The following is a 3,886-nucleotide window of genomic DNA, read 5'->3' on the forward strand; positions in this document are numbered from 1 at the left end:
CATGACGTCGGCGACCCGGTACAGCGCCGCCAGCTCGGCCCGGTCGTAGGACTGGTGTAGATAGTGGACGGCCGGGATGCCGACCTGTCCGAAGTCTCCGTTGATCCGCCCCACCTCGCGCTCCACACTGGACCGCAGCGCGCGGTAGTGCTCGACGCGTTCCCGGCTCGGCGTGGCGACCTGCACCATGACCGTCTCGGGCACCGCCAGGCGCCCCTCGGACAACAGCTCGCGAAACGCCTTGAAGCGGTGCTCGATGCCCTTGGTGTAGTCGAGCCGGTCGACGCCGAGGATGACGGTGCGCGGGTCGCCCAGCTCGGCGCGGATCTCCTTGGCGCGCTGGGTGACCTGCTCGGTGGCGGCCAGCACCTCGGTGGCGCCGGTGTCGATGGAGATCGGGTACGCCTCCACGTGCACCTCGCGTCCGTCGTCCACGACCACGCTGTGGCCCTTGGGTTTCAGGTCGAGCAGATGCCGGGTGAGGCGCAGGAAGTTCTGGGCCCCAAGGGGTTGCTGGAAACCCACCACGTCGGCGCCCAGCAGCCCGTGCAGGATCTCCAGGCGGCGCGGCAGCTGCATGAACAGCTCCACCGGCGGGAAGGGGATGTGGAGGAAGAAGCCGATGCGCAGATCCGGGCGCAGCCGCCGCAGCATCGCCGGAACCAGCTGGAGCTGATAGTCCTGCACCCACACCACCGCCCCGCGCCCGGCCTCGGCGGCGGCGCGCTCGGCGAAGCGCGCGTTGACCCGCTCGTAGGCGTTCCACCAGCGGCGCTTGTGGGACGGCTGCTCGACCGCGTCGTGGTACAGCGGCCACAGGGCGGCGTTGGAGAAGCCCTCGTAGTACTCGGACACCTCCTCGGCGTCCAGCGGCACCGGATGGAGGCGCATCCCGTCCAAAGTGAAGGGTTCGAGGACGGTGCTCTCGTTGCCGGCCCAGCCCACCCAGGTGCCGTGCTCGGCCTGGATCACCGGCTGCAGCGCCGTGACCAGGCCGCCGGGGCTGCGCTTCCACTGCCAGGTGCCGTCGTCGCCGAGCACCCGGTCCACGGGCAATCGGTTCGCGACGACGACAAACGCGGTGTTGGCGGATGTTCGCATCGGATTCCTCCATCGCGCAGCGGCTGTAACCAATGGTACGGCGCAGAGTTATTCGTCGTGGGAGATGAATGGGTGGGCGCCGCTGCCCGGTATACGCCGCGTCCGGCCTCGGCTGCGTATTGTGTCGACCGGTCACCGCAAGATTAGCCGCATCCGCCGCGGAGGTCCGCCGTGCGCTGGGCGCGGCGCCCTTTCACCGTCCAACAGGGACTAAGGAAATGCGACGCCCGCTACGCGCGTTGGACCCGGTGAGACCGTCCGGCGCGGACTTGCGAAGATGGTCGGCGGCAAAATTCGCAGCAATCTGATCGGACATCACCGTGGCCCAGTTCATATACACCATGGAAAAGGCGCGTCGAGCGCACGGCGACAAGGTCGTCCTCGACAATGTGACGCTGTACTTCCTGCCCGGGGCGAAGATCGGCGTGGTCGGCCCCAACGGCGCCGGCAAGTCCAGCCTCCTGCGCATCATGGCGGGGGAGGACCACGTCACCAACGGCGAGGCCACGCTGATGCCGGGCTACACCGTCGGGATGCTGGCGCAGGAGCCGCCGCTCGACGAGACCAAGACCGTGCTGGGCAACATCGAGGCCGCGGTGGCTGACACCAAGGGCAAGCTGGCCCGGTTCAACGAGATCGCCGAGCAGCTGGCCACGGACTACACCGACGAGCTGATGGCCGAGATGGGCAAGCTCCAGGAGGACCTGGACCACGCCGACGCCTGGGACCTGGACTCCAAACTGGAACAGGCCATGGACGCGCTGCGCTGCCCGCCCGGCGAGGAGGAGGTCACCCACCTGTCGGGTGGCGAGCGCCGCCGCGTGGCCCTGTGCAAGCTGCTGCTGGAGGCCCCCGACCTGCTGCTGCTGGACGAGCCCACCAACCACCTGGACGCCGAGAGCGTGCTGTGGCTCGAGCAGCACCTGGCCTCCTACCCCGGCACCGTGGTGGCCATCACCCACGACCGGTACTTCCTGGACCACGTCGCCGACTGGATCCTCGAGCTCGACCGCGGCCGCACCCACCCCTACGAGGGCAACTACTCCACCTACCTGGAGAAGAAGTCCGAGCGGCTGGCCGTGGAGGGCCGCAAGGACGCCAAGATGCAAAAGCGCCTGCGGGGCGAGCTGGAGTGGGTGCGCTCCAACGCCAAGGCCCGCCAGACCAAGTCCAAGGCCCGGCTGGGCCGCTACGAGGAGATGGCCGCCGAGGCGGAGAAGACCCGCAAGCTCGACTTCGAGGAGATCCAGATCCCGCCGGGGCCGCGCCTGGGCAATACCGTCATCGAGTCCGACCACCTCGTGAAGGGCTTCGACGGCCGCACCCTCATCAACGACCTGAGCTTCACGTTGCCGCGCAACGGCATCGTCGGCATCATCGGGCCCAATGGCGTCGGTAAGACCACGCTGTTCAAGACCATCGTGGGCCTGGAGAAGCCCGACTCGGGAAGCGTGCGGGTCGGCGAGACCGTCGATCTGTCCTACGTGGATCAGTCGCGGTCGGGCCTGGACGGCGAGAAGACCGTGTGGCAGGTGGTGTCCGACGGGCTGGACTACCTGATGGTCGGCAAGGTCGAGATGCCCTCGCGCGCCTACGTCGCCGCGTTCGGCTTCAAGGGCCCCGACCAGCAGAAGCCGGTCAAGGTGCTGTCGGGCGGGGAGCGCAACCGCCTCAACCTGGCGCTCACCCTGAAGCAGGGCGGCAACGTCCTGCTGCTGGACGAGCCCACCAACGACCTGGACGTGGAAACCCTGTCGTCGCTGGAGAACGCGCTGCTGGACTTCCCCGGCTGCGCCGTGGTCATCTCCCACGACCGGATGTTCCTGGACCGGGTCGCCACCCACATCCTGGCGTGGGAGGGCACCGACGAGGACAACCCGGCGTGGTTCTGGTTCGAGGGCAACTTCGACGCCTACGAGAAGAACAAGGTCGAGCGCCTCGGCCCGGAGGCGGCCAAGCCGCACCGGGTCACCCACCGGAAGCTGACCCGCGGCTGATGTCCCGGTTCACGTATCGGTGCCCGGTGCGCTGGAGCGACCTGGACGCGTTCGGGCACCTCAACAACGTCCGATATCTGACGCTGTACGAGGAAGCGCGCGTGGCGCTGTTCTTCAACGTGGCCAAGGAAAGCGGAATGGCCTTTGAGGAGGGTGTCGTCGTCGCCCGCCACGAGATCGACTACAAGCGCACCGTCGACTACACCGAGTCGGTGCGCGTCGAGATGTGGATCGGCGAGATCAGCAACTCGTCGTTCACCATCGAGTACGAGATGTTCGACGACGACATCCTGGTCAGCGCCGCCAAGACCGTGGCGGTGATGTACGACCTGGAGTCCAAGCGCCCCCGCCGGGTCCGGCCGGAGGAACGCGAGTACCTGGAAACCTGGCGGGGCTGAGGGGTGCGGCTCACCGACGCCCCCGCCGACGCGCGCGCCTTCCTGGCCCGCACCCGCCGCCTCGACCCTGCCGCGCTGGTGCGGCTGCGGCCCGACGGCGACGACCGGGTGCGGTGGTGGACGGTGCTGCCGTTCGGGGTGCTGGCCACGGTGAGCCTGCCCGGGCACGTCGACGCCGACGTCACGGTGCGCGCCGCCGATCTGGACGCCGCGCTGCCCGACGGGCCCCTGCCGACGCGCCACGACGAGCTGTGGCGCGGTTCCCTGCCCGGTGCGCAGGCCACCGTCCTGGAGGAGATCCCGGCCGCGGAGTTCCACCGCATCGGCACCGCCGCCGCCGAGACACTGCGGCAGGCCCGCGGCCGCGGGGTGGGGGACCGGCGGCTGCGC

The 3,886-nt window shown here is 69.0% G+C and carries 4 protein-coding genes; 3 read left to right on the top strand and 1 reads right to left on the bottom strand.

From position 1 onward, the window contains the following. Positions 1-1,101: alpha,alpha-trehalose-phosphate synthase (UDP-forming) (locus tag VE172_RS25140; RefSeq protein ID WP_324804761.1), on the bottom strand; the 1,101-nt coding region annotated here is incomplete at its 3' end. A 320-nt stretch (positions 1,102-1,421) separates the two neighbouring features. On the opposite strand from VE172_RS25140, the gene ettA reads away from it, so the two are divergent. From ettA to VE172_RS25155, 3 genes are all read left to right on the top strand, one after another. Then, complete coding sequence (gene ettA / locus VE172_RS25145; protein ID WP_324804762.1) at positions 1,422-3,098, top strand: energy-dependent translational throttle protein EttA; 1,677 nt, start codon at positions 1,422-1,424, stop codon at positions 3,096-3,098. Further along, positions 3,095-3,496, top strand: coding sequence for an acyl-CoA thioesterase (locus VE172_RS25150; RefSeq protein ID WP_414715156.1), 402 nt, complete (start codon positions 3,095-3,097; stop codon positions 3,494-3,496). The genes ettA and VE172_RS25150 overlap by 4 nt, the downstream gene beginning before the upstream one ends. Before the next feature lie 3 nt (positions 3,497-3,499). Beyond that, a partial coding sequence (locus tag VE172_RS25155; RefSeq protein ID WP_324804764.1) for a DUF8010 domain-containing protein occupies positions 3,500-3,886 on the top strand: 387 nt, incomplete at its 3' end.

The organism is Stackebrandtia sp., from assembly GCF_035643755.1.
Lineage (GTDB): Bacteria > Actinomycetota > Actinomycetes > Mycobacteriales > Micromonosporaceae > Stackebrandtia.